Annotated in this window: 21 protein-coding genes and 1 tRNA gene; 7 read left to right on the top strand and 15 right to left on the bottom strand. The window is 69.3% G+C overall.

Translation table 11 applies throughout. The annotated features are described in order from the left end of the window. Positions 1-18 precede the first annotated feature (18 nt). From msrQ to FJ694_RS00680, 5 genes are all read right to left on the bottom strand, one after another. A complete protein-coding gene (msrQ, locus tag FJ694_RS00660; RefSeq protein WP_157263492.1) occupies positions 19-666 on the bottom strand; it encodes a protein-methionine-sulfoxide reductase heme-binding subunit MsrQ in 648 nt (215 codons plus the stop codon). Between the two features lie 25 nt (positions 667-691). Then, complete coding sequence (gene msrP / locus FJ694_RS00665; protein ID WP_157263493.1) at positions 692-1,684, bottom strand: protein-methionine-sulfoxide reductase catalytic subunit MsrP; 993 nt, start codon at positions 1,682-1,684, stop codon at positions 692-694. A 219-nt stretch (positions 1,685-1,903) separates the two neighbouring features. Then, a complete protein-coding gene (ccsB, locus tag FJ694_RS00670; protein ID WP_157263494.1) occupies positions 1,904-3,298 on the bottom strand; it encodes a c-type cytochrome biogenesis protein CcsB in 1,395 nt (464 codons plus the stop codon). Beyond that, entirely contained in the window at positions 3,295-5,463 is a 2,169-nt protein-coding gene (locus tag FJ694_RS00675) for a cytochrome c biogenesis protein ResB (protein WP_232539827.1), read from the bottom strand. The genes ccsB and FJ694_RS00675 overlap by 4 nt, the downstream gene beginning before the upstream one ends. A 147-nt stretch (positions 5,464-5,610) precedes the next feature. Further along, entirely contained in the window at positions 5,611-6,249 is a 639-nt protein-coding gene (locus FJ694_RS00680; RefSeq protein WP_157263495.1) for a c-type cytochrome, read from the bottom strand. Between the two features lie 74 nt (positions 6,250-6,323). On the opposite strand from FJ694_RS00680, the gene yihA reads away from it, so the two are divergent. After that, entirely contained in the window at positions 6,324-7,091 is a 768-nt protein-coding gene (yihA, locus tag FJ694_RS00685) for a ribosome biogenesis GTP-binding protein YihA/YsxC (protein ID WP_157263496.1), read from the top strand. Positions 7,092-7,209: 118 nt separating this feature from the next. Here the strand turns inward: yihA and groL are convergent, their stop codons facing one another. The 9 genes from groL to ispB all read right to left on the bottom strand — a co-directional run bounded on the left by groL (position 7,210) and on the right by ispB (position 15,706). Beyond that, a complete protein-coding gene (gene groL / locus FJ694_RS00690) occupies positions 7,210-8,853 on the bottom strand; it encodes a chaperonin GroEL (RefSeq protein ID WP_157263497.1) in 1,644 nt (547 codons plus the stop codon). A gap of 50 nt (positions 8,854-8,903) precedes the next feature. Next, positions 8,904-9,194 (bottom strand): co-chaperone GroES, encoded by a 291-nt coding sequence (gene groES / locus FJ694_RS00695; RefSeq protein ID WP_028996473.1) that lies wholly within the window; start codon positions 9,192-9,194, stop codon positions 8,904-8,906. Between the two features lie 172 nt (positions 9,195-9,366). Then, positions 9,367-9,573, bottom strand: a complete 207-nt coding sequence (locus FJ694_RS00700) for a DNA gyrase inhibitor YacG (protein ID WP_157263498.1) — start codon at positions 9,571-9,573, stop codon at positions 9,367-9,369. A gap of 136 nt (positions 9,574-9,709) precedes the next feature. Further along, positions 9,710-10,351, bottom strand: a complete 642-nt coding sequence (coaE, locus tag FJ694_RS00705; RefSeq protein WP_157263499.1) for a dephospho-CoA kinase — start codon at positions 10,349-10,351, stop codon at positions 9,710-9,712. Between the two features lie 11 nt (positions 10,352-10,362). Beyond that, positions 10,363-11,280, bottom strand: coding sequence for a prepilin peptidase (locus FJ694_RS00710; protein ID WP_310735025.1), 918 nt, complete (start codon positions 11,278-11,280; stop codon positions 10,363-10,365). A gap of 14 nt (positions 11,281-11,294) precedes the next feature. Then, a complete protein-coding gene (locus tag FJ694_RS00715) occupies positions 11,295-12,524 on the bottom strand; it encodes a type II secretion system F family protein (protein ID WP_375140184.1) in 1,230 nt (409 codons plus the stop codon). Positions 12,525-12,583: 59 nt separating this feature from the next. Continuing rightward, positions 12,584-14,320 (bottom strand): type IV-A pilus assembly ATPase PilB, encoded by a 1,737-nt coding sequence (gene pilB, locus FJ694_RS00720; RefSeq protein ID WP_157263500.1) that lies wholly within the window; start codon positions 14,318-14,320, stop codon positions 12,584-12,586. Between the two features lie 258 nt (positions 14,321-14,578). Then, positions 14,579-14,655: transfer RNA gene (locus FJ694_RS00725), tRNA-Pro, on the bottom strand. 61 nt (positions 14,656-14,716) lie between these two features. Further along, the gene (ispB, locus tag FJ694_RS00730) at positions 14,717-15,706 is read right to left on the bottom strand and encodes an octaprenyl diphosphate synthase (RefSeq protein ID WP_232539828.1); all 990 of its coding nucleotides are present in this window, start codon (positions 15,704-15,706) and stop codon (positions 14,717-14,719) included. A gap of 229 nt (positions 15,707-15,935) precedes the next feature. Between ispB and rplU the strand changes: the two genes are divergently transcribed. From rplU to proB, 4 genes are all read left to right on the top strand, one after another. After that, positions 15,936-16,250, top strand: a complete 315-nt coding sequence (gene rplU, locus FJ694_RS00735; protein ID WP_157263501.1) for a 50S ribosomal protein L21 — start codon at positions 15,936-15,938, stop codon at positions 16,248-16,250. Between the two features lie 27 nt (positions 16,251-16,277). Beyond that, complete coding sequence (gene rpmA / locus FJ694_RS00740) at positions 16,278-16,535, top strand: 50S ribosomal protein L27 (protein WP_157263502.1); 258 nt, start codon at positions 16,278-16,280, stop codon at positions 16,533-16,535. A 75-nt stretch (positions 16,536-16,610) separates the two neighbouring features. Beyond that, entirely contained in the window at positions 16,611-17,690 is a 1,080-nt protein-coding gene (cgtA, locus tag FJ694_RS00745; RefSeq protein WP_157263503.1) for an Obg family GTPase CgtA, read from the top strand. Next, on the top strand, positions 17,687-18,805 hold the full coding sequence (gene proB, locus FJ694_RS00750; RefSeq protein ID WP_157263504.1) for a glutamate 5-kinase: 1,119 nt from the start codon (positions 17,687-17,689) through the stop codon (positions 18,803-18,805). Before cgtA ends, proB begins: the two co-directional genes overlap by 4 nt. A gap of 60 nt (positions 18,806-18,865) precedes the next feature. Here the strand turns inward: proB and FJ694_RS00755 are convergent, their stop codons facing one another. Then, positions 18,866-19,453, bottom strand: coding sequence for an RNA pyrophosphohydrolase (locus FJ694_RS00755; protein WP_157263505.1), 588 nt, complete (start codon positions 19,451-19,453; stop codon positions 18,866-18,868). A 134-nt stretch (positions 19,454-19,587) separates the two neighbouring features. On the opposite strand from FJ694_RS00755, the gene FJ694_RS00760 reads away from it, so the two are divergent. Both FJ694_RS00760 and FJ694_RS00765 read left to right on the top strand, forming a co-directional pair. Then, positions 19,588-21,333 carry a proline--tRNA ligase gene (locus FJ694_RS00760; protein ID WP_157263506.1) on the top strand — a complete coding sequence of 582 codons (1,746 nt, stop codon included), beginning with the start codon at positions 19,588-19,590 and terminating at the stop codon, positions 21,331-21,333. Further along, positions 21,330-21,929: a lytic transglycosylase domain-containing protein gene (locus tag FJ694_RS00765; RefSeq protein ID WP_232539829.1), complete on the top strand. Its 600-nt coding sequence runs from the start codon at positions 21,330-21,332 to the stop codon at positions 21,927-21,929. The genes FJ694_RS00760 and FJ694_RS00765 overlap by 4 nt, the downstream gene beginning before the upstream one ends. The last annotated feature ends 29 nt before the right edge of the window (positions 21,930-21,958 follow it).

A 21,958-nucleotide genomic window follows, 5' to 3' on the forward strand; every position in this document is an offset into this window, starting at 1 on the left:
ATCAGTGCGCCAAGCGCGTCAGCGGATAGCCTGCGCCGCCGGCCCCGCGCGGCGGCGCCGCGCCTGCCACACGCGCCAGCCCAGCAGCGCCGCGATCACCGCGGCGTAGATCGACCACTCGCCGAAATCGTTCTTGCCCGCCTTCATCCAGAAGAAGTGCAGCAGCGCCAGCAGCGCGACGGCGTAGACCGCCTTGTGCAGCCGCTGCCAGCGCGCACCGCCCAGCGCCTTGATGGCGCGGTTGAAGGAGGTCAGCGCCAGCGGCGTCATGAGGATCAGCGCCGCGGTGCCGACCAGGATGAAAGGCCGCTTGGCGATGTCCTGGAGGATCACCTGCACATCCAGCCCCTGGTCCAGCACGGCATAGCAGGCGAAGTGCAGCAGCGCGTAGCCGAAGGTGGCCACGCCGAGCATGCGCCGGAAGCGCGCCAGCGCCGGCTGGTTCAGCAGCACGCGCAGCGGCGTGACGGCCAGCGTCACGCACAGCAGCCGCAGCGTCCAGTCGCCGCTGCTGCGGATCAGCGCCTCGGCCGGGTTGGCGCCCAGGCTGTCGGTGGCCGCCGCCCACACCAGGTAGGCCAGCGGCAGCAGCAGGAGCGCCAGCAGCAGCGGCTTCGCCAGCGGGTGCAGCAGCAACGGTTTCTTGCGGGCCGTGGGCGCGGCCATCGCGGGGTTCGCCACGCTCGATCCCTCAGTAGTTCTTCTTCAGGTCCATGCCGGCGTAGAGCTGGCCGACCTGCGCCTCGTAGCCGTTGAACATCAGCGTGGGGCGCTTCTTGGCAAACAGGCCGCCCTCGCCGATGCGCCGCTCGGTGGCCTGGCTCCAGCGTGGATGGTCCACGCTGGGATTGACGTTGGAATAGAAGCCGTATTCCTGCGCCGCCGACTTCACCCAAGCCGTGCGCGGCTGCTGCTCGACGAACCGGATTTTCACAATCGACTTGCCGCTTTTGAAGCCGTACTTCCAGGGCACGGCCAGGCGCAGCGGGGCGCCGTTCTGGTTGGGCAGCACCTCACCGTACATGCCGAACACGAGCATGGTCAGCGGGTGCATGGCCTCGTCCATGCGCAGGCCTTCGACGTAGGGCCACTCCAGCACGCGCGAGCCGACATAGGGCATCTGCTTCGGGTCGGCCAGGGTCACGAACTCGACGTACTTCGCATTGCCGGTGGGCTCGACGCGCTTGATGACCTCGGACAGCGAGAAGCCGATCCACGGGATCACCATCGACCAGCCCTCGACGCAGCGCAGGCGGTAGATGCGCTCCTCCATCGGCGCGAGTTTCAAGAGCTGCTCGATGTCGAGCGTCTGCGGCTTGGCGACGTGACCCTCGATGGCCACGGTCCAGGGCCGCGTCTTGAGCTTGCCGGCATTGGCCGCGGGGTCGGCCTTGTCGGTGCCGAACTCGTAGAAGTTGTTGTAGGTGGTGGCGTCCTGGTAGTCGGTCACCTTCTCCATGGTGGCGGCACCGGCGACGGTGGACGCCGCGGCGGAGAGCTTGGGCAGCTTGCCGGGGCCGGCGAAGGCGGCACGGGCGTCGCGCGCGGCCCAGGCGGCGAGCACGCTGCCGGCGGCGCCGGCGGCCACGGTCTGCAGCAGCCGGCGGCGCTGTTCGTAGACCGCCTGCGGCGTGATCTCGGAAGCGACGGGGTGGACGAAACCGCGGTCCTTGAGCGGGTGCATGTGATGTTCTCCGGAGGTCATTCGACAGACTTTTTACGCCCCGGGGAAGTTCCTGGATGCGCCCGGCGCTTTACCTGCCGGAAACGAAAACGGCGCCCGCGAGGGGCGCCGTTGACTTGTCAGGGCAGCATCGTGCCGCTCATTGGGGCACCCTCGCGCTACGCGCGGTCCCGCCAAGCGGGACGGATCGCCCCCTTCGGAGCAGCCGTGCGGGGGCGCTCACAGCTCGCCGTAGGAGTGCAGGCCGGAGAGGAACATGTTCACGCCCAGGAAGGCGAAGGTCGTGACCACCAGGCCGGCCAGCGCCCACCAGGCCGACATCGTGCCGCGCAGGCCCTTCATGAGCCGCATGTGCAGCCAGGCGGCGTAGTTGAGCCAGACGATCAGCGCCCACGTCTCCTTCGGGTCCCAGCTCCAGTAGCCGCCCCAGGCCTCGGCGGCCCAGAACGCGCCCAGGATGGTGGCGATGGTGAAGAAGGCGAAGCCGACGGCGATGGCCTTGTACATGATGTCGTCGAGCAGCTCCAGCGCGGGCAGCTTCTCGGCAATGGCGCGGCGCCCGGCCAGGATGCCGCCCACGATCAGCGTGCTGACGCCGAAGTACATGAGCCAGAAGCTGGCGCCGGCTTCCTGCGCGCCCTGGCGGAACACCATCGGCTCGAAGCACAGCACCAGGCCCAGCAGCGCCAGCGGCAACAGCTTCCACCAGGCCGTCTCGGTGGCCTGCTGCTTGAGCAGGTAGGCGAAGGCCACCATGGCCGCCAGCGCGAAGGTGCCGTAGCCGATGAAGTTGGCAGGCACGTGCAGCTTCATCCACCAGCTCTGCAGCGCGGGCACCAGCGGCTGGATCTGCTGCGCCTCGCGCGCCACCGTGTACCACAGCAGGAAGCCGACCGCGGCGCTGACGATCAGCATCACGAAGGCGCCCAGCGCGCGGGTGCGGTAGTGCTGCTCGAAGTACAGGTAGAACAGCGCCGTCATCCACACGAACATCACGAACACCTCGTAGAGGTTGCTCACCGGGATGTGGCCGATGCCCGCGCCGATCTGGTGGCTCTCCCACCAGCGCACCATGGTGCCGGTCAGCGCCATGAACACCGCGGCCCAGGTGATCTGCGAGCCCAGGCGCTGCGCCACGTTGTCGTGGCCGCGGCCGGCGAAGCCGATCCAGTAGAAGACCGTGCTCATGAAGCACAGCACCGACATCCACAGGATCGCGCTCTGGCTGGAGAGGAAGTACTTGAGCAGGAACACCTTCTCGCCGGCGGCGAGGTCGGCGCCGAAGGCGTCGGGGGTGCGGCTGTAGAGCGCGATGGCCAGCAGGCTGGCCGCGGCGACGCCCAGCATCAGCGTGCGCAGCGGGCCCCAGAACCAGCCCAGCCAGATCACGGCCGGCACGGTGCCGATGAGGATGCCCTTCTCGTACACGTCCATCACGTCGCCGTAGCGCATGAAGGCGAAGACGGCGCCGGCCACGGCCAGCAGCGCGAACAGCCAGTCGTAGAGGCTGCGCCCGGCCAGCGGGTGCGCGCGGCCGAGCGTGAAGGTGGTGGTGGGAATGCCCGAAGGGGCGGTGGTGCCCGGGGCGGTGCCCGTGGAGGTGGCAGTGTTCATGCGGCAGCGTCCTTCAGGATGGCCTTCTTGAGCAGCTCGAATTCGGTGTCGGCGTCCAGCGTGCGCCGCGTGGTGGACAGGGCGGTGGTGATGCGCGCGCCCTGGCCGTGCGCTTCGACCCAGATCCACAGCCGGCGTTCCCGCACGTAGAGCATCGCGAACACGCCCAGGATCAGCAGGATTGCGCCGAGGTAGACGAGCTTCTTGCCCGGCGCGCGCGCCAGCTGGAACACGCTGGCCTGCACCTGCTCGAACTCGGTGAGCTGCAGCAGCACCGGCGCAGGGTAGAAGAAACTGTCCGACAGCGACACCACGGCCTGCGTCATGAAGGTCTGCGCCTTCTCGTCGGAGGCCAGCGGCTGCAGCCCGGCGCGCTCGCGGCTGAGGTTGAGCAGCTCGAACAGGCTGCCGTTGAGGATGCGCAGCAGCACTTCCGACACGCGCGCGCGGTCGTTCTCGGGCACGCTGGTCTCGATGAAGCGCCCCAGCGAGGCCAGGCCGCCGGGCGGCTGGGCGGCGGGGGTAGCGGCATCCGCGCCACTGGCAGCCGCGCCCGCCGGCGCCACCGGCTCGGCGCGCTCGACGCCGGCAAACAGGCCCAGCGCGCGCATGGCCGTGACCTGCAGCTGCTCCGTCAGCTGCGGGTTGTCGGCGGGGGAGGCCAGCTTGGCGTAGCGGCGCGCGGCCTGGGTGCGCGTCACCGGGTCCAGCAGCGCCTCGCGCATCCGCAGCCAGCCGTCGACGCGGTCCTGCTCGTCCACGGGAATGCGCAGGTAGCGGAAGGTCTCGTTGGGGTTGTCGCGCACGCCGGCGAGCAGCACGCGCTGGCCGTCGAGCTCCACGGGCACCATGTAGTTGTTGAACTCGCGCGCCTGGCCGCTGGCGTCGCGCAGCTTGTAGCTCACCGAGGGGCCGATGTTGCGCAGCTCCTTCTCGCCCTGGGCCGACTTGGCGCCCGAGCCCAGGTGCTGCTGCAGCGAGCTCACCAGGTCCACCTTGCGCACGTCGGCGCCACTGGCGCCGGCGCCGTTGGCGCTGGTGCCGCCGAGGTTCTCGACGTTGATCACGCGCAGCCCCGTGAGCTCCAGCGTGTAGGGCTGGCCGGCGGGCTCCAGCGTGGAGTTGTCGCCGATCTGGCCGGCCACGGTGAAGGGCTTGACGCCCGGCTTCATCGGCACGGCGTTGAGCTTCAACTTCGAGCCGCCGTCGTCGAAGCTGCTCTGGTAGATGGCGATGCCGCGGTGGAAGGCGGGCTCGTTGACCTTGACGGTGGCGGGCCGGGCCTCGCCGGTGGCGTGGTCGTGGATCACGATCTCGCTGGCGAAGAGCTTGGGCATGCCCGTGTCGTAGTACTCGACGATGAACTTCTTGAGCTCGATGTCGAAGGGCAGGTCCTGCAGCACCACGCCGTCGGACATGTTGAGCACCGCGGTGCCGGCGCGCGCGCCTTCGGGCACCAGCAGGTTGCCGCGGAAGGTGGGGTTGGTGGCGGCGAGGCGGTGCTCGGCCGGGACTTCGCGGATCAGGCCGCCGCCGTTGTAGGGCGTCTTGTCCAGCAGCAGCATCTGCGCGCGCACGATCAGGTCGCCGTCGAAGAGGCCGCCCAGGCAGATCAGCACGATGGCCGAGTGCGCGGCGATGTAGCCGAGCTTGTTGGCCGCGCCCTTGCGCGCGGCGACCATGGTGCCGCCCTCGCGCTGCTGCACCCTGGCCTTCCAGCCGTTGCCCGCCAGCAGCGCGGTGACGCGCGCCAGGCTGGCCTGCGGCGCCTCGCCGGGCAGCACGCCCTGCGCCTTGTGGTGGAACGCCTTCAGGGCCGACTCGCGCACGTTCTCCTTGAACGAGCGCATGTCGGCCAGGAAGCGCGGCGTGTTGCGCGCGATGCACAGGCTGGTGGAGAGCACCAGGAAGCCCAGGATCAGCAGGAACCACCAGGCGCTGTAGACGCTGTAGAGGTTCACGGCGCCGAACACCTCGGCCCAGAACGGGCCGAACTGGTTGACGTAGTTGTTGATCGGCTCGTGCTGCTTGACCACGGTGCCGATCACCGAGGCGATGCAGATCACGGTCAGCAGCGCGATGGCAAAGCGCATCGACGACACCAGTTCCAGGGTGTCGCGCAGGTGCTGCCGGGGCTCGCGCGCGGCGGGGGCGGAAACGGTCATCGCAGGATTGTCCGGGTCCGCGCATCTACCCCGCTTGACAACGGTCAAGCGCGAAGGGCGGGCGCGGCACCATTGAAAAAGGCCGGTACGAGGCCGGCCTTGGGGTTACTACTGAGGGCGAGAAAAACGCCGCTGGCGGGCTGCGCTTCAGCGCAGGCCGGCAATGTAGTCGGACACGGCCTTGATCTCGCGGTCGTTCATCTTGGCGGCCACGCCCGTCATCTGCGTGCTGTTGGCGCGGGTGCCGGCGCGGAAGGCGTTGAGCTGCGCCACGGTGTACTCGGCGTGCTGGCCCGACAGGCGCGGGTACTGCGCGGGGATGCCGGCGCCGCTGGGGGCGTGGCAGCCGGCGCAGGCCGGCACGTTGCGCTCGGCGATGCCGCCGCGGTAGATCTTCTCGCCCAGCAGCACCAGGTCCTTGTCGGTGGCGGCGCCGGGCTCGGGCTGCTTGCTGGCGTAGAAGGCAGCGACGTTGCGCATGTCCTCCTCGCTCAGCGCCGCGGCCATGCCCTGCATGATCGGGTTCTGGCGCTTGCCGGCCTTGAACTCCTGCAACTGCTTGACCAGGTATTCCGGATGCTGGCCCTGCAGGATCGGGTTGGCCGGGATGCCGCGCGTGCCGTCGGCGGTGTGGCAGGCGGCGCAGACCTGGGCCGTGGCCTGGCCCTTGGCCAGGTCCGGCTTGGCCGGGGCGGCCGGCTGAGCGGCGAAAGCGGGCGCCGCCAGGGCGAGCGCAAGGGCCGGCGCAAACGCCGTCTGAAGGGTGCGGGCGATGATCGACTTCATGATTGGGCTGCCTGGTGGACGCAAAAACGCGGTGAGGGGCAATGGGGACAAACCGCAAGATTTTACAATGCCCCATGTACGCGTCCCTTACACCGGCTGAGCCGGATGCCAAGTCTTCACTGGCTTGGACCCACACCGCCCGCTTCCTGACCACGGCGAGCAAGCTTGACCAGCTGCCGGTGACGGAGCTGCCCGAAGTCGCCTTCGTCGGCCGCAGCAACGCCGGCAAGTCCACGGCGATCAACACGCTGGCGCAGCAGAAGCGCCTGGCCTTCGCCTCCAAGACGCCCGGGCGCACGCAGCACATCAACCTGTTCCACCTCGGCCCCAAGGACGCGCCCGACGCGCTCTTCGCCGACCTGCCCGGCTACGGCTACGCGGCCGTGGAGCGCAGCGCCAAGCTGCGCTGGCAGCAGGTGATGGCCGACTACCTGGAAGTGCGCCGCAACCTCGCCGGCGTGGTGCTGATGGTGGATTCGCGCCTCGGATTCACCGACCTGGACCGGCAGCTGCTGGGCTTCATCGCGCCGCGCGTGCAGACCGGCGAGGTCAAGCTGCTGGTGCTGCTGACCAAGGCCGACAAGCTCTCGCGCAAGGAGGCCGACGCCTCGCTGCGCGCCGCCTCGGAAGTGCTGGGCGAGCTCAGCACCGACGAGGCCGACATCGGCGTGCTGCTGTTCTCGGCGCTGAAGAAGTCCGGCGTGGGCGACGCGGCGCTGGCGCTGCGCACCTGGATCAGCGAGCACGTGCGGGTGGAAGCGCCGGAGCCGGTGGAGCCCGCGCCGGCAGAAGGCGACGAGGACGACGCCGACGCCGACGCTACGCCCAGGTCCGCTGACTGACTGAAGGGGCACGCCGCCCGCGCACCGCACGGCACCGGCTGCGACCATGAAAAAAGCCCGCGGCTTGCGCCGCGGGCTTTTCGTTCTGGAGCTCTGTAGGGCTACAGGGCCGGGGACATTACATGTCCATGCCCATGCCGCCCATGCCGCCCATGCCGCCGCCGGGCATGGCCGGGGCGTCTTCCTTGGGGGCCTCGGCGACCATGGCTTCGGTGGTCAGCATCAGCGACGCCACGGAAGCGGCGTTCTGCAGCGCGGTGCGGGTCACCTTGGTCGGGTCCAGGATGCCCATCTCGATCATGTCGCCGTAGGTGTCGTTGGCGGCATTGAAGCCGTAGTTGCCGGAACCGGCCAGCACGGCGTTCACGACCACGCTCGGCTCGCCGCCGGCGTTGGACACGATCTCGCGCAGCGGGGCTTCGATCGCCTTCAGGACCAGCTTGATGCCGGCGTCCTGGTCGGCGTTGTCGCCCTTGATCTCGCCGGCAGCCTGGCGCGCGCGCAGCAGGGCCACGCCGCCGCCGGCGACGATGCCCTCTTCGACGGCGGCACGGGTGGCGTGCAGCGCGTCTTCCACGCGGGCCTTCTTCTCCTTCATCTCGACTTCGGTGGCGGCACCGACCTTGATGACGGCCACGCCGCCGGCCAGCTTGGCCACGCGCTCCTGCAGCTTCTCGCGGTCGTAGTCGCTGGTGGCTTCCTCGATCTGGATGCGGATCTGCTTGACGCGGGCTTCGATGTCCGCGGCAGCGCCGGCGCCGTCGATGATGGTGGTGTTTTCCTTGCCCACTTCGACGCGCTTGGCCTGGCCCAGGTCGGCCAGCGTGACCTTCTCCAGCGTCAGGCCGACTTCCTCGGCGATGACCTTGCCACCGGTCAGGATGGCGATGTCTTCCAGCATGGCCTTGCGGCGGTCGCCGAAGCCCGGGGCCTTGACGGCCACGACCTTCAGGATGCCGCGGATGGTGTTGACCACCAGCGTGGCCAGGGCCTCGCCTTCAACTTCCTCGGCGATGATCAGCAGCGGACGGCCGGCCTTGGCCACCTGCTCCAGCGTGGGCAGCAGGTCGCGGATGTTGCTGATCTTCTTGTCGAACAGCAGCACGAACGGGTTCTCGAGGATCGCCGCCTGCTTTTCGGGGTTGTTGATGAAGTAGGGCGACAGGTAGCCGCGGTCGAACTGCATGCCCTCGACGACGTCGAGCTCGTTGTCCAGGCTCTTGCCGTCCTCGACCGTGATCACGCCTTCCTTGCCGACCTTGTCCATGGCCGAGGCGATGATCTGGCCGATCGACTCGTCGGAGTTGGCGGAGATGGCGCCGACCTGGGCGATCTCCTTGGAGGTCGTGGTGGCCTTGGAAGCGGCCTTGAGCTGCTCGACCAGGGCCAGCACGGCGCGGTCGATGCCGCGCTTGAGGTCCATCGGGTTCATGCCCGCGGCCACGTACTTCATGCCTTCGCGCACGATGGCCTGGGCCAGCACGGTGGCGGTGGTGGTGCCGTCACCGGCGTTGTCGCTGGTCTTGGAAGCGACTTCCTTGACCATCTGCGCGCCCATGTTCTGGAGCTTGTCCTTGAGCTCGATTTCCTTGGCCACGGACACGCCGTCCTTGGTGACCGTGGGGGCGCCGAACGAGCGCTCCAGCACCACGTTGCGGCCCTTGGGACCCAGGGTGACCTTCACGGCGTTGGCCAGGACGTTCACGCCCTCGACCATGCGGGCACGGGCTTCACCGCCGAACACGACGTCTTTAGCTGCCATTGGAATTCTCCGGATTCAGTGGATTCGGTGTAGGGGAATGGAAGAAGCGATTACTTCTCGACCACGGCGAAGAGGTCTTCCTCGCGCATCACCAGCAGCTCGTCGCCGTCAACCTTGACGGTCTGGCCGCTGTACTTGCCGAACAGCACGCGGTCGCCGACCTTGATGTTCAGGGCCACGAACTCGCCCTTGTCGTTGCGCTTGCCCGGACCCACGGCCAGCACCTCGCCCTGGTCGGGCTTTTCCGCGGCGTTGTCGGGGATCACGATGCCCGAGGCCGTGCGGGTTTCATTTTCGAGACGCTTGACGATCACGCGGTCATGCAACGGACGAAGTTTCATTGCTTCTCCTTGGTTCGCTTTGGGAGGTGAAAAAGCACGCCACCGGGCGTACCTCGAAAATCGCAGCCGGCGCTGTCCTGAGCCATCCACCGGCTGTTAGCACTCACCGGCGGCGAGTGCTAGCGAAACGGATTATAGGGATGGACGTTCCAGCTTCAAGGGGTGCGGTGCGTCAGTGCGGGAAATCCTGCGGGTCGTCGGGCGTGTCGGCTTGCGAGCCGCCGCGGCCGCGATCCGGGACGCGGTAGTCCTCGCGCGCCCAGGCGCCGAGGTCGATCTCGCGGCAGCGCTGACTGCAGAACGGGCGCCAGCGGTTCGACGGCTCGAAGGCCGCGGGCTGGCCACAGTGCGGGCAGGGAACGAGTCGGGGAGCGGTCATGGCACCGGAGATGGAGGCGCCGGCGGCGGCGCGCAAGACGGGGGAAGGGTGAAGAGGAGAGGAAGCTGTCGGCCGGGTGCCGCGCGGGCGGCGGGGCCAGGGCTTTCGGAGGGCCGTCAGCGGGGCGCGAATTCTTTCACGCGGTCGGGCACCATCCGCGCCAGAGGGTCTCGACCTCGGCGCCGAGCCCTTCCAGCGACAGCCCCTCGTTGAAGAGGACGGCGTCGGCGATGGCGCGGCGCCGCGCGCGCGGCGCCTGCTGCGCGATGACGCGGCGCACCGTGTCCTCGCTCCACTGCGAGCGCTGCATCACGCGCCGCACCTGCGTGTCCTCGCTGCAGTCCACCACCAGCACACGCTGCACGCGCGCGCGCCAGTGCAGCGACTCGGCCAGCAGCGGCACGTCGAAGACGCGCGGCGCGGCGCCGGCGGCGTCGCTGCGGCGCTGCGTCTCGGCCTGGATCATCGGGTGCAGGATGCCTTCGAGTTGCTGGCGCGCCGCCGCGTCGGCGAAGACGCGCTGGCGCATCCAGGCGCGGTCGAGCGCGCCGTCGGCGCCGATCGCCTGCGAGCCGAACAGCGCGGCGATGGCGGGCAGCGCCGCGCCGCCGGGCGCGGTGAGCGCGCGCGAGATGGCGTCGGTGTCGATCACCACCGCGCCGAGGCCGGCCAGCAGCGCCGCCACCGTGCTCTTGCCGCTGCCGATGCCGCCAGTCAGGCCGATGCGCAGCGGCGCGGCGGCCGTGGCGCCGTTTGTCAGGGGGGTATCCAGGCTCATGTCCGAAGCAGTCAGAAGGTCCAGCCGATCCAGCCCTGCATGGTGCGCGCGCCGGCGAGCATCGCCATCAGCCCCGCGCCGGCCAGGAACGGGCCGAAGGGCACGTAGCGGCCCTCGCGCAACGAGTGGTTGAGCTTCATGCCGATGCCTACCACCGCGCCCAGCAGCGAGGCCAGCAGCAGCATCGGGATGATCATCCACGCGCCGAACCAGGCGCCCAGCGCCGCCATGAGCTTGAAGTCGCCGTAGCCCATGCCTTCTTTGCCGGTGGCCAGCTTGAAGATCCAGTACACCGACCACAGCGACAGGTACCCGGCCACCGCGCCCCACAGCGATTGACTCAGCGGCAGCGCCGTCCAGCCCAGCGCCGCGGCCACCAGGCCCGCCCACAGCAGCGGCAGCGTCAGCGCGTCGGGCAGCAGCGTGGTGTCCCAGTCGATCAGCGCCGCGGCCAGCAGCGCGGCCGCCACCGCGCACCACAGCAGCGCCACGGCCTGTCCTTCGAAATGCGCGCCGATCGCGGCGAAAAGCAGCGCCGTGCCGCCTTCGACCAGCGGGTAGCGCAGCGCGATGCGCGCGCCGCAGGCCGCGCAGCGCCCACGCCGCTTGAGCCAGCCCAGCAGCGGCAGGTTGTCGTGCCAGGCAATGGGCGCGGCGCAATGCGGGCAGCGCGAGCGCGGGCGCGACAGCGTCAGCGCGGGCAGCGCGTCCAGCGCCTGGCGCAGCGCGCCGGCGCTGTCGGCCAGCAGCGGTGCGGGCGCGCGGCCCAGCGTGCGCGCGTGCGAGTCGGCATCGCCGAGCTGCTCGGCCACGTCCTGCCACCACTGGCGCTCCAGCATGCGCGGCAGCCGGTGCACGACCACGTTGAGGAAGCTGCCGATGCACAGCCCCAGCAGGGCCAGCGGCAGCGGGTGCAGCAGCGGCTGCAGAAAAGCGAAGTCGATCAGACGATGGCTCCCAGCTTGAACACGGGCAGGTACATGGACACGACGATGCCGCCGATGAGCGAGCCCAGCACCACGATCACCGCCGGCTCCATCAGGCTGGTGAGCCCGCGCGCGGTCTCGTCGACTTCCGTCTCGTAGAACTCGGCCGCCTTGGCCAGCATGGCGTCGAGCGCGCCGGACTCCTCGCCGATGGCGGTGAGCTGCAGCAGCAGCGCCGGAAAGACGCCCGCGGCCTGCAGCGCGGCGCTCAGCGCCATGCCCGAGGCCACGTCCTTGCGCACCTGGGCCGTGGCGCGCGCCACCACCGCGTTGCCGGCGGCCGCGCCGGCGGAAGGCAGCGCCTCCACCAGCGGAATGCCGGCGGCAAACAGGGTGCACAGCGTGCGCGTCCAGCGCGCCAGCACCGCCTTGAACACCAGCTCGCCGAAAAGCGGCAGTTTCAGGAGCGCGGCCTGCGCCGCGTCGCGCAGCCGCTGCGAGCGGCGCCACGCCGCGGCGGCGGCCCAGGCGCTGCCGGCCAGCGCGCCCAGCAGCCATGGCCACCAGGCCACGAACCAGCCCGACAGCGCGATCACGAAGCGCGTCGGCGCGGGCAGGTCGGCGCCGAAGGATCTGAAGACGTCGGTGAACGAGGGAATGACCAGCACCAGGATCAGCGCCAGCACCACTGCCGACACCGCCAGCACCGTCACCGGGTAGAACAGCGCGGAGCGGATGCGCGCCTGCAGCGCCAGCGCCTTCTCCTCGTGCTGCGCCAGCCGCTCCAGCATCGGCTCCAGCACGCCGCCGCTCTCGCCTGCCTGCACCGTGTTGCAGTAGAGCGCGCTGAAATGGCGCGGATGCCGGCGCAGCGCCGCCGACAGGCTGGTGCCGGTCTCGACGTCGGCGCGCACTGCCTGCAGCAGCCGCGCCAGGCGCGGATTGGCGCTGCCGCGGCCCACGATGTCGAAGGCCCGCAGCAGCGGCACGCCCGCGCGCAGCAGCGTGGCGAGCTGGCGCGTGAAGAGCGCGACGTCCTTGCGTCGGATGGCGCACCCGACGGGCAGCCGGCGCTTCCTGAGCCGCAGCACCGTGACGCCCTGGCGGCGCAGGTGTGCGCCCACCGCCGCCTCGCCGGCCGAGCGCAGCTCGCCGCGCACGGGCTTTCCCTGGCGGTCGCGGCCCTCCCATTCAAAGAGGAATTCCCGGGCGCGTGCCGCCGCGGTCCTGCCTGCCATGCCTGCCATGAGAGCCCTCCCGCAATCGTCGTGGGCAGGCGTCGCTGCGCGCGCAACCAGCCCCGTCTTCACTCGTTGGTGACGGTGATGACTTCCTCCAGCGACGTCACCCCGGCGCGCACCTTGACCAGCCCGGCCTGGCGCAGGTCGCGCACGCCCTCGCGGCGCGCCTGCTGCGCGATGTCCAGCGCCGTGCCCTGGGCCAGGATCAGCCGCTGCAGCGCCTCGCTCACCGGCATCACCTGGTACAGCCCGACGCGGCCCTTGTAGCCATTGTTGCAGGCGGCACAGCCCACGGCCCGGTACGGGCGCCAGCCGCCGTCGAGCTCCGCGTCAGTGAAGCCCGCGCGCCGCAGCGCGTCCTCGGGATAGTCGGCTGGCGCCTTGCACTGCTCGCACAGCCGGCGCGCCAGGCGTTGCGCCGTGATCAGCAGCACGCTGGCGGCGACGTTGAAGGGCGCCACGCCCATGTGCAGCAGCCGCGTGAGCGTGGCGGGCGCGTCGTTGGTGTGCAGCGTGGACAGCACCAGATGCCCGGTCTGCGCCGCCTTCATGGCGATGTCGGCGGTCTCCAGGTCGCGGATCTCGCCGACCATGATCACGTCCGGGTCCTGGCGCAGGAAGGCGCGCAGCGCGGTGGAGAAGGTCAGCCCGGCCTTCTCGTTGACGTCCACCTGGTTGATGCCCGGGAGCCGGATCTCGGCCGGGTCTTCCACGGTGGAGATGTTCACGCCCGGGCGGTTGAGCAGGTTCAGGCAGGTGTAGAGCGACACCGTCTTGCCCGACCCGGTCGGCCCGGTGACGAGCACCATGCCGTAGGGGCGCTGGATGGCGTGCAGCAGCCGCGCCTTTTCATCGGGCTCGTAGCCCAGCGCGTCGATGCCCAGCCGGGCGTTGGAGGCGTCGAGGATGCGGATGACGATCTTCTCGCCGAACAGCGTGGGCAGCGTGCTGACGCGGAAGTCGATGGCGCGCGCGCCCAGCGTGAGCTGCATGCGCCCGTCCTGGGGCACGCGCTTCTCGGCGATGTCCAGGCGGCTGATGACCTTGATGCGCGAGGCCAGCTTGTCCTTGATGGGCAGCGGCGGCTGCACCACCTCGCGCAGCTCGCCATCGATCCGAAAGCGCACCCGGTAGTGCGTCTCGTAAGGCTCGAAGTGCAGGTCCGAGGCGCGGGCATTGACGGCGTCGATGAGCATCTTCTGCAGGAAGCGCACCACGGGCGCGTCCTCCACCTCGGACGCGACCTGCGCCGACTCCGCCGCCGTCGGCGGGCCCGCGCCGTCGTCGGCGAGGTCGAAGCGGAAGTCGGTGCCGCCGGGCGGCGCGGGCAGCGGCTCGGCCGTGCCCGCGTCGAGCAGCCGCGCGAGCTTGTCCTGCTCGACCACGATCCACTCGGGCGTGAGTTGCGTGGCGAAGCGGATGCGCTCGGCGGCGAGCTGGTCGGTGGGATCGGCGCCGCCGATGAACAGCCGCCCGCTGCGCCGGCCCAGCACGACCACCTGGTGGCGGCGCGCCAGCGGCGCGTCGAGCAGCCCGCGCGGCAGCGCGCGCGGGTCGAAGGCGTCGAGGTCCAGCAGCGGCACGGCCAGCGCGCGCGCCAGCGTGTGGGCCAGTTCCGAGGCGGACAGCGCTCCCGCTTCAACCACCGCCTGCGCGAAGCCGCGCTGCCGCTCGCGCGCCGACTGTGCCAGCCGCAGCGCCGTGTCGGCGTCGAGCCTGCCGGCGTGCACCAGCACGCGCGCAGCACCGGTGAGCGAGTCGGGCAGCGCCAGGGGGCTGGCGGCAAGGAAGGCGCTGTTCAAGGCAGGACGTCCGGCAATGAGGGAGTAACTGGATGTTGCTCCACGCGTTGCCGCCAAGGCTACGGGCAGCAGCCCCAATGGACGTCGCGCCCGGCGCGGCGCTGGGCGCGCGATTGCGGGCCGGTGTCGTTGAAGGCGGTCTGAGACAAAAGCCCGTGCCGGTCGCTGTGCGGTGCCGGAATGGCCATCGGCAAGGCCAGAAACGACAAAGCTCCGACGAGCGGAGCTTTGCGCGACCTTGAGGGTCCAAGGAAATCCTGGTCGGGGTGAGAGGATTCGAACCTCCGGCCTCTACGTCCCGAACGTAGCGCTCTACCAGGCTAAGCTACACCCCGTCTTGACTGCATCAGCTTTAGCAAGCTGTCTGCATCAACTTTCGCTACTGTAGCAGATTTTTCAGAAAGATCTGTCCACCGAGCGAGAACAAAATTCTAGCAGAGATTTTTTGGCTTCAGAGTCCGGCAGTCCTTCGAGGCTCTTGCGAGCTTGGTCGGCCTGGGCACGCGCGGCCTCGCGCGTGGCTTCCAGCGCACCGGTGCGCTGCACGATCTGCACGATCTCGGGCAGTTTCTCGACCTCGCCGTGCTCGATGGCGCGGCGGATGGTCAGCCGTTCCTGCTCGGTGCCGCGCGCCATGGCGATGAGCAACGGCAGCGTGGGCTTGCCCTCGCGCAGGTCGTCGCCGACGTTCTTGCCCAGTTCCTGGGTGTCGCCCTGGTAGTCGAGCAGGTCGTCCACGAGTTGGAACGCCGTGCCCAGCGAGCGGCCGTAGTCGGCGCAGTGCTCCTCGGTGTCGGGGTCGGCCTCGGCCAGCACGGCGCCCAGCCGCGCGCTGGCTTCGAACAGCTTGGCGGTCTTGTAGCGGATGACGCGCAGGTAGTCCTCGATCGCCAGATCGGGGTCGTGCATGTTCATCAATTGCAGCACTTCGCCTTCGGCAATGACGTTGGTGGCGTCGGCCAGCACGTCGAGCACGCGCATGCGGTTGACGGACACCATCATCTGGAAGGCACGCGAGTACAGGAAGTCGCCCACCAGCACGCTGGCGGCATTGCCGAACAGCGCATTGGCCGTCTGGCGGCCGCGGCGCAGCGACGATTCGTCCACCACGTCGTCGTGCAGCAGCGTGGCGGTGTGGATGAACTCGACGATGGCCGCCAGCGTGAAGCGCTCGGGACCTTTGAAGCCCAGCGCGCGTGCCAGCAGCAGTACCAGGCGCGGTCGGATGCGCTTGCCCCCGGCGCTGATGATGTAGTGCGCGATCTGGTTGATCAGCGCCACGTCGGAGCGCAACCGCTCGACGATGACGGCGTCGACGGTCTGCATCTCCTGCGCCATGAGCTCGTCGGCGGAAAGGGAAGAGGAGTTGGTGGCCGAGGAAGTCATGGATGCCCTGTAAGTCGGCGCGGATTATAGGAAGCGCTCCATGCCGGCCCCCCGAGGGTGCGGCAGGTGGCGTGCCGCGCCGTGCAAAACCGCGCATCCCGGCCGGATTGCACGCCGTTGCGCGCCTTTCCCAGCGTGATGCTGGGTCATTGCCGGCGCTGGGTTAGAATCTCGGGTTCCGTCTGCTGCAGCTTTTGTGGCGGGCGGGACGTCAAGAGAAAGGTCACATATGTACGCGGTCATAAAAACCGGTGGCAAGCAATACAAGGTTGCTGTCGGCGAAAAGATCAAGGTAGAACAGATTGCTGCGGACGTGGGCCAGGAGATCGTGATCGACCAGGTTCTGGCTGTCGGCAACGGCGCTGAACTCACGGTGGGCACGCCTCTGGTCAGCGGTGCCACCGTCACCGCCACGGTCGTGGCGCACGGCAAGCACGACAAGGTGCGCATCTTCAAGATGCGTCGCCGCAAGCACTACCAGAAGCGCCAAGGTCATCGCCAGACCTTCACCGAAATCCAGATCGGCGCGGTCAACGCCGCCTGATCCCAGTTGCCTCAGGAGAGCTGAACCATGGCACAGAAAAAAGGCGGCGGTTCCACCCGGAACGGCCGCGACTCCAAGCCGAAGATGCTCGGCGTGAAGGTGTTCGGCGGCCAGACCATCTCGGCCGGCTCGATCATCGTGCGCCAGCGCGGCACCAAGTTCCATGCCGGCACCAACGTCGGCATCGGCAAGGACCACACCCTGTTCGCCCTCGTGGACGGCCAGGTGTCCTTCGCCGTCAAGGGCGAGCTCAACCGCCAGACGGTGTTCGTCACCCCGGTCTGAGGCTGATTCGCCTCGCACCAGCCAAGCCCCGGCCCGCCGGGGCTTTGTCGTTTCCGACTTGACTATTCTTGCGCCATGAAATTCGTAGATGAAGCCACCATCGATGTCGCCGCGGGCGACGGGGGCGCGGGCTGCGTGAGCTTCCGGCGCGAGAAGTTCATCCCCTTCGGCGGCCCCAACGGCGGCGACGGCGGGCGCGGCGGCAGCATCTGGGCCGTGGCCGACCGCAACCTCAACACGCTCATCGACTACCGCTACGCGCGTCGCCACGAGGCGCGCAACGGCGAGCCCGGTCGCGGCTCGGACCAGTTCGGCGCCGCCGGCGACGACATCGTGCTGCGCATGCCGCTGGGCACGATCATCAAGGACGCCGACACCGACGAGGTCCTGGTCGAGCTGCTCGTGCCCGACGAGAAGGTGCTGATCTGCAAGGGCGGTGACGGCGGCTTCGGCAACCTGCACTTCAAGAGCAGCACCAACCGCGCCCCGCGCCAGAAGACGCCGGGCTGGCCCGGAGAGCGCCGCAAGCTGCGGCTGGAGCTGCGCGTGCTGGCCGACGTGGGCCTGCTGGGCATGCCCAACGCGGGCAAGAGCACGCTCATCGCCTCCGTTTCCAATGCGCGGCCCAAGATCGCCGACTATCCCTTCACGACACTGCATCCGAACCTGGGCGTGGTGCGCGTGGGGCCGGAGCAGAGCTTCGTCGTTGCCGACGTGCCGGGCCTGATCGAGGGCGCGGCCGAGGGCGCGGGCCTGGGCCACCAGTTCCTGCGCCACCTGCAGCGCACGCAGCTGCTGCTGCACGTGGTGGACATGGCGCCCTTCGACGAAGGGGTCGATCCGGTGGCGCAGGCCAAGGCGATCGTGGCCGAGCTCAAGAAGTACGACCAGCTGCTCCACGACAAGCCGCGCTGGCTGGTGCTCAACAAGCTCGACATGGTGCCCATGGAACAGCGCGCCGCGCGCGTGAAGGACTTCGTCAAGCGCTTCAAGTGGAAGGGCCCGGTGTTCGAGATCTCGGCGCTGGCACGCGAGGGACTTGATCCGCTGGTGCGCGCCGTGTTCGAGCATGTGCAGGCGCACAAGCACCCGGTGGCGCCGGAGGTCGATCCGCGCTTTGAAGGCGTGAAGGACACCGACGGAGGCGCGGCATGAGCGAGGTGCTGCGCCTGGCGCGGCGCATCGTCGTCAAGGTCGGCTCCAGCCTCGTGACCAACGAGGGCCGCGGCGTGGATGCCGAGGCCATCGGCAACTGGTGCCGCCAGCTCGCGGCACTGGCGCAGCAGGGACGCGAGGTCATCATGGTGTCCAGCGGCGCCATCGCCGAGGGCATGAAGCGCCTGGGCTGGACGGCGCGGCCCAAGGAACTGCACGAGCTGCAGGCCGCCGCCGCCGTGGGCCAGATGGGCCTGGCGCAGATGTACGAGACCAAGCTGCGCGAGCAGGGCATGGGCAGCGCGCAGGTGCTGCTCACGCATGCCGACCTGGCCGACCGCGAGCGCTACCTCAATGCGCGCTCGACGCTGCTGACGCTGCTGGCGCTCAAGGTGATCCCGGTCATCAACGAGAACGACACGGTGGTCACCGATGAGATCAAGGTCGGCGACAACGACACGCTGGGCGCGCTGGTGGCCAACCTGGTGGAGGCCGACGCGCTGGTGATCCTCACCGACCAGCGCGGCCTGTACTCGGCCGACCCGCGCAAGGACCCGGACGCGCGCTTCATCGACGAGGCCCCGGCGGGCACACCGGAGCTGGAGCAGATGGCCGGTGGCGCGGGCAGCAGCATCGGCAAGGGCGGCATGATCACCAAGATCCTGGCCGCCAAGCGCGCCGCGCGCAGCGGCGCCAGCACCGTGATCGCCTACGGGCGCGAGGCCGACGTGCTGCTGCGCCTGGCGCAGGGCGAGTCCATCGGCACGGCCTTGATTGCCGCCACCCCGAAGCTGGCCGCGCGCAAGCAATGGATGGCCGACCACCTGCAGATGCGCGGCGGCGTGGTGGTGGATGCCGGGGCGGTGGTCAAGCTGCGCGAGGAGGCCAAGAGCCTGCTGCCCATCGGCGTGGTGGAAGTGCAGGGCGAGTTCCACCGCGGCGACGTGATCGCGGTGCGTGACGCGCAGGGCACGGAAGTCGCGCGCGGCCTGGCCAACTATTCGAGTGCCGAGGCGCGGCTGATCATGCGCAAGCCGTCCTCGCAGATCGAGGGGCTGCTGGGCTACGTCAACGAGCCCGAGCTCATCGACCGGGCCAACCTGGTGCTGGCCTGAGTCGGGCCCGCCGCTGCTGAGCAATCGAAGTCCCGGGGGGACTTCGATGTTGGCCGCTGCTCAGGCGCGGTTGCCCGGCGTGGTGGTTGGCGGCGTGAAGGTAGCGGCGTCCGGCGGATCTTCATGGCGCTGGTGCGAGCGCATGCCGGCGCGCAGGTAGCGGTTGTGCGGGTTGGCGCGCGGCAGGAAGCGCGCCAACTCGGTCAGCGCCATCTGGTACACGTCGCGCTTGAACTCGATGACCATGTCCAGCGGCACCCAGTAGTCGTTCCAGCGCCAGGCGTCGAACTCGGGATGATCGGTGGCGCGCAGGTTCATGTCGGAGTCCCGGCCCAGGAGCTTGAGCAGGAACCAGATCTGCTTCTGGCCCTTGTAGTGCCCGCGCGCATCGCGGCGGATGTAGTGGTCGGGCACTTCGTAGCGCAGCCAGTCGCGGGTGCGGGCCAGCACCTTGACATGCTCGGGCCGCAGCCCGACCTCCTCGTGCAGTTCGCGGAACATGGCCTGCTCAGGCGTCTCGCCGTACTTGATGCCGCCTTGCGGGAATTGCCAGGAGTGGGTGCGCAGCCGCTTGCCCCAGAACACCTGATTCCGCGCGTTGAGCAGGACGATGCCGACGTTGGGCCTGAAGCCTTCACGGTCGAGCATAATCAACCCCAATTCTTGAATTGATTTGATTATTGCACCGGCTCGCCGTGGCCCGGGTCCTCTCGGTAACCCCCGGCATCCGAGCCCGCGGCGCACCCCCTGGCGCCCTGGTGCAGTCTCCTGAGTTCCTATCCATGAAAGCCTCGCAGTTCTTCGTCTCCACGCTCAAGGAGGCGCCCGCCGACGCCGAGATCGTGAGCCACAAGCTCATGATGCGCGCTGGTCTGATCAAACGCCTGGGCGCGGGCATCTACAACTACATGCCCATGGGGCTGCGCGTGATCCGCAAGGTCGAAGCCATCATCCGCGAGGAGATGAACCGCGCCGGCGCCGTCGAGTTGCTGATGCCCGTGGTGCAGCCCGCGGAGCTGTGGCAGGAGACCGGCCGCTTCGACAAGATGGGTCCGGAGCTGCTGCGCGTGAAGGACCGGCACGAGCGCGACTTCATCATCCAGCCGACCTCCGAGGAGGTGGTGACGGACATCGCGCGCCAGGAGTTGCGCAGCTACAAGCAGCTGCCCAGGAACTTCTATCACATCCAGACCAAGTTCCGCGACGAGCGCCGGCCGCGCTTCGGCATCATGCGCGGGCGCGAGTTCACGATGAAGGACGCCTACTCCTTCGACCGTGACGTCGAGGCCGCGGGCCGCAGCTACGACGCGATGTTCAAGGCCTACATCGCCATCTTCGACCGCATGGGCCTGCAGTACCGGGCCGTGGCGGCCGACACCGGGGCCATCGGCGGCGACCGTTCGCACGAGTTCCAGGTCATCGCCGACACCGGCGAGGACGCCATCGTCTACTGCCCCGACAGCGAGTACGCCGCCAACATCGAGCTGGCCGAGGCACTGCCGCTGCTGGCCGAGCGTGCTCCCGCGGCCGAGCCGCTGGTCAAGGCGCCCACACCGGGCAAGGCCACCTGTGCCGACGTGGCCGAGTTCCTGGGCCTGCCGCTGCAGCGCACGATCAAGTCGCTGGTGCTGGCCACCGACGAGCTCGACGGCGCCGGCAAGGTCGTCAAGAGCACCGTGTGGCTGCTGCTCGTGCGCGGCGACCACGCCCTCAACGAAGTCAAGGCCGGCAAGGTCGAGGGCCTCAAGGGCGGCTTCCGCTTTGCGACCAGGGCCGAGATCGCCGAGCACTTCGGCTGCGAGCCCGGCTACCTCGGCCCCATCGGGCTGAAGCAGCCGGTGAAGATCGTGGCCGACCGCACGGTGGCACGCATGGCCGACTTCGTCTGCGGCGCCAACGACGCCGACTTCCACTTCACCGGCGCCAACTGGGGCCGCGACCTGCCCGAGCCCGACGTGGTGGCCGACATCCGCAACGTGGTCGAGGGCGACCCTTCGCCCGACGGCAAGGGCCTGCTGGCAATCCAGCGCGGCATCGAGGTCGGCCACGTGTTCTATCTCGGCACCAAGTACTCCAAGGCCATGAACGCCACGTACCTGGACGAGAAGGGCAAGCCGCAGCTCATGGAGATGGGCTGCTACGGCATCGGCGTGACGCGGCTGCTGGGTGCGGCCATCGAGCAGAACCACGACGAGCGCGGGATCATCTGGCCCGACGCCATGGCGCCGTTCCGCGTCGTGGTGTGCCCGATCGGCATGGACCGCAGCGAGGCGGTGCGCGCCGAAGCCGAGCGGCTCTACGGCAAGCTGCAGGCCGCCGGCGTGGACGTGCTGCTCGACGACCGTGGCGAGCGCCCGGGCGCGATGTTCGCCGACTGGGAACTCATCGGCGTGCCGCACCGTGTCGTCATCTCCGACCGCGGCCTCAAGGAAGGCCGGCTCGAATACCAGGGACGGCGCGACGCGCAGGCCACGCCGGTGGCCGTGGCCGACATCGACGCCTTTCTGAAGGACAAGCTCGGCGCGTGAAGCGCCGCCGCCTGCTGGGTGCCGCGCTGGCGCTGCCGCTGGGCAGCGCCCGAGCCGGCGCGCAGCGGGAGGAGGATCTGTCCGATGCCGTGCGCTCGGCGCTGTCCGCCGCCGTATCGGCCGAGGCGCCGCCGCATCCGGAATTCCCCAGCACCGCGCAGCGCATGGCCTACCTGCGCTGGCTCACGGCCATGAGCGAGCGGCTGCAGCCGCGCAAGACCGAGCGCCGCACCCGCATCGAATTCCTGGAGACGCTGTGGTACGAGAGCCGGCGCGCCGGCCTGGAGCCCGACCTGGTGCTCGGCGTCGTGCAGGTGGAGAGCAACTTCCGCAAGTACGCCGTGAGCTCGGCCGGGGCGCGCGGCTACATGCAGGTGATGCCGTTCTGGGCCCGCGTCATCGGCGACGGCGATGCCGGCCGCCTCTTTCACATGCAGACCAACCTGCGCTTCGGCTGCGTGATCCTGCGCCATTACCTCGAGCGCGAGGCGGGCGACCTGTTCATGGCGCTGGGCCGCTACAACGGCAGCCGCGGCCGGGCCGAGTACCCGAACCTGGTCTTCGGCGCGCGGCGCCAGTGGATGCTGCCGGACTGAAGCCGAAGTTGTCTTCCTGACCCCTGGCC

Origin of the sequence: Azohydromonas aeria (assembly GCF_009760915.1) — a bacterium.
GTDB classification, from domain to species: domain Bacteria; phylum Pseudomonadota; class Gammaproteobacteria; order Burkholderiales; family Burkholderiaceae_C; genus Azohydromonas; species Azohydromonas aeria.

Excerpts from the sequence above, each read along its gene's own strand:
- groES (WP_028996473.1), bottom strand. The coding sequence starts at position 9,194 with ATGAAACTTCGTCCGTTGCATGACCGCGTGATCGTCAAGCGTCTCGAA.
- rplU (WP_157263501.1), top strand. The coding sequence starts at position 15,936 with ATGTACGCGGTCATAAAAACCGGTGGCAAGCAATACAAGGTTGCTGTC.
- groL (WP_157263497.1), bottom strand. The coding sequence starts at position 8,853 with ATGGCAGCTAAAGACGTCGTGTTCGGCGGTGAAGCCCGTGCCCGCATG.
- FJ694_RS00760 (WP_157263506.1), top strand. The coding sequence starts at position 19,588 with ATGAAAGCCTCGCAGTTCTTCGTCTCCACGCTCAAGGAGGCGCCCGCC.
- cgtA (WP_157263503.1), top strand. The coding sequence starts at position 16,611 with ATGAAATTCGTAGATGAAGCCACCATCGATGTCGCCGCGGGCGACGGG.
- rpmA (WP_157263502.1), top strand. The coding sequence starts at position 16,278 with ATGGCACAGAAAAAAGGCGGCGGTTCCACCCGGAACGGCCGCGACTCC.
- ccsB (WP_157263494.1), bottom strand. The coding sequence starts at position 3,298 with ATGAACACTGCCACCTCCACGGGCACCGCCCCGGGCACCACCGCCCCT.
- msrQ (WP_157263492.1), bottom strand. The coding sequence starts at position 666 with ATGGCCGCGCCCACGGCCCGCAAGAAACCGTTGCTGCTGCACCCGCTG.
- FJ694_RS00755 (WP_157263505.1), bottom strand. The coding sequence starts at position 19,453 with ATGCTCGACCGTGAAGGCTTCAGGCCCAACGTCGGCATCGTCCTGCTC.
- FJ694_RS00715 (WP_375140184.1), bottom strand. The coding sequence starts at position 12,524 with ATGGCAGGCATGGCAGGCAGGACCGCGGCGGCACGCGCCCGGGAATTC.
- FJ694_RS00700 (WP_157263498.1), bottom strand. The coding sequence starts at position 9,573 with ATGACCGCTCCCCGACTCGTTCCCTGCCCGCACTGTGGCCAGCCCGCG.
- coaE (WP_157263499.1), bottom strand. The coding sequence starts at position 10,351 with ATGAGCCTGGATACCCCCCTGACAAACGGCGCCACGGCCGCCGCGCCG.
- yihA (WP_157263496.1), top strand. The coding sequence starts at position 6,324 with ATGTACGCGTCCCTTACACCGGCTGAGCCGGATGCCAAGTCTTCACTG.
- proB (WP_157263504.1), top strand. The coding sequence starts at position 17,687 with ATGAGCGAGGTGCTGCGCCTGGCGCGGCGCATCGTCGTCAAGGTCGGC.
- ispB (WP_232539828.1), bottom strand. The coding sequence starts at position 15,706 with ATGACTTCCTCGGCCACCAACTCCTCTTCCCTTTCCGCCGACGAGCTC.
- FJ694_RS00675 (WP_232539827.1), bottom strand. The coding sequence starts at position 5,463 with ATGACCGTTTCCGCCCCCGCCGCGCGCGAGCCCCGGCAGCACCTGCGC.
- msrP (WP_157263493.1), bottom strand. The coding sequence starts at position 1,684 with ATGCACCCGCTCAAGGACCGCGGTTTCGTCCACCCCGTCGCTTCCGAG.
- FJ694_RS00680 (WP_157263495.1), bottom strand. The coding sequence starts at position 6,249 with ATGAAGTCGATCATCGCCCGCACCCTTCAGACGGCGTTTGCGCCGGCC.